This window comes from Bartonella fuyuanensis (genome assembly GCF_014197255.1).
GTDB classification, from domain to species: Bacteria; Pseudomonadota; Alphaproteobacteria; order Rhizobiales; family Rhizobiaceae; genus Bartonella; species Bartonella fuyuanensis.
Genome location: NZ_JACIFE010000062.1, coordinates 1 through 1,824, shown reverse-complemented (window position 1 = coordinate 1,824; position 1,824 = coordinate 1). Strand labels below are relative to the sequence as shown.

Below are 1,824 nucleotides of genomic sequence, written 5' to 3'. Positions count from 1 at the left end.
TCCCTTATCACTAATCACGGCATTCCCATAAACCTTAGCATAATTCACAACACAGGCATTATTGCGTATTTTTGCATTTTCGGAAACGCTTGCTTTGATAACCATAGCATCATCATAAACCCAGCAATTGCCATTATGGGATAAGTTATTTTCATTTTCGATAAAGCCCCCCCAAGGAACCCGCCTTGACATCAGAAAAGTCTCTTAAAGCTTTAATGCGGTGTAAAGTCACACCGCTAACAACGCGGTTTTCATTAGTAAGTTCGTATTTTTTTGCAAGCTGTTGTTTATTAACAGACGCGGTTGCAGTTGCAATGGAAGAGGAAATTGTATTTTTGGAATTTTTCATTTTAAATTCTTTCTTATCGTAAAAGAGTTTTGAAATTGACAGCCCATAAGGGTGCCGGGTTCTAGCAAAACATTGATTTATATATATAATTTACTGTGAAGCAGCCCATAATGCGGTTCAGTTGGCTGATAACAAGAATGATCCGCACTATTTTCTGATATTCCCTCGTAGCGATTCGCTCTTGGTAGAGGGGTTCATTGCAGGGTATCAGTATTTTCTAGAAGGTAAGTTGGGGATTTTGACCAATTCGACGAAGAAGTACCAGAAACTGTTGTATAGCCTTGGCAATATAGGATTGCATACTGATGCGTATAGCCGCGGCAGTATGACAGCGGGCAATGGATCGCATGATTTAGAAAAGCATGGTGTTCATGGTATAGCAAAGAAAACAACGATTAATTTCTTTGGACCAGCTTATAATACTCAAAACATGGCAGATACGTTATATATCTTAAGTGATGGAAAGCAGGATTACGTAAACTTGGAAAATCATAAATATGATTTTGTGGGTACAAAGATTGGCAAAAATCCTTACACTTTTGAGCAAATACCTCCTGGAAGTGGTCCTTGGAAAGAAGCAGGGCAAATATTTAAGGGCTACCCCAGTGTCCATGCTTGTTATGGACATCCAAGTGATGCTTGTACAAAGTTCTATGGATTACCTAATCGTACGCCAATTTATTCAAAATATTCAGGGAGGAAAAAATGAAACAAATCTTGAAATTATTAAGCGGTTTCATTCTGTTAAATATCGCTGGATGTAACATTGATAAGCCTTCTCCAGGGGCTCTGAGTATGTGGGAGAAGTCTGGTGCAGATTTTACGGAGATAGGAAAAGCATTGTTAGAATGTGGTATGCCAACCCCTTATGATGTTTTTCCAGAAAATAGAAAGCTAAGCATCAATGCAGAGGCTTCCATCGATGCTTGCATGATTCAAGCAGGATTCCGTTACAAATGGGGAGGACCATATTGGTGTTATACTTTTAAAGAGAAAAACTTGCCGATTTGTCGTCCAGGTGCTGTCATCCCACAGCGCAGTGTCAAGAAGCGCTTAAACAGCCCTTTTTGTAAAAAGCATCCAGAACAATATGAATGCTATCCTTAAGTTTTGTTGTTTGTGGAAAGTACAATTCCCACATTTATGTGTTTTCATGCTTGTGTGGGATTGTCTCCTCACTTTCATTATTTAACGGATGAAGAAAAGCAGCATTTGCAAGAAGGCTCTGATGGCAAAGTGCATGTGTCCTTTAATGGCATCTTTACGCCACCCTATGAAGCTGCTGTTTATGCAGAGCAACATGCGGAGAATAAAAATGAACCGCTTTATTTTGTTGTGTTCCCTCAAGCCGATTCTACTATATCAGAACTTCTGGTCACGGGCTATCAGAAGTTTATGGAAAATAACTTTTGGGGTTTGACCAATTCCACACAAGAAGCAAAAGATTTGGTGTATAGCCATGGTATTACAGGGTT

General features: G+C 39.3%; 2 protein-coding genes and 2 pseudogenes. 3 read left to right on the top strand and 1 reads right to left on the bottom strand.

Translation table 11 applies throughout. The annotated features are described in order from the left end of the window. Window positions 1-349 (bottom strand): annotated as a pseudogene (locus tag GGR08_RS07880) (hypothetical protein); the annotation flags it as partial. 121 nt (window positions 350-470) lie between these two features. Here GGR08_RS07880 and GGR08_RS07875 point away from each other — a divergent pair. From GGR08_RS07875 to GGR08_RS07865, 3 genes and pseudogenes are all read left to right on the top strand, one after another. Further along, the gene (locus GGR08_RS07875) at window positions 471-1,058 is read left to right on the top strand and encodes a hypothetical protein (protein ID WP_210273977.1); all 588 of its coding nucleotides are present in this window, start codon (window positions 471-473) and stop codon (window positions 1,056-1,058) included. Then, window positions 1,055-1,456 carry a hypothetical protein gene (locus GGR08_RS07870; protein ID WP_183194746.1) on the top strand — a complete coding sequence of 134 codons (402 nt, stop codon included), beginning with the start codon at window positions 1,055-1,057 and terminating at the stop codon, window positions 1,454-1,456. Before GGR08_RS07875 ends, GGR08_RS07870 begins: the two co-directional genes overlap by 4 nt. A 12-nt stretch (window positions 1,457-1,468) precedes the next feature. Next, window positions 1,469-1,824 (top strand): annotated as a pseudogene (locus tag GGR08_RS07865) (hypothetical protein); the annotation flags it as partial.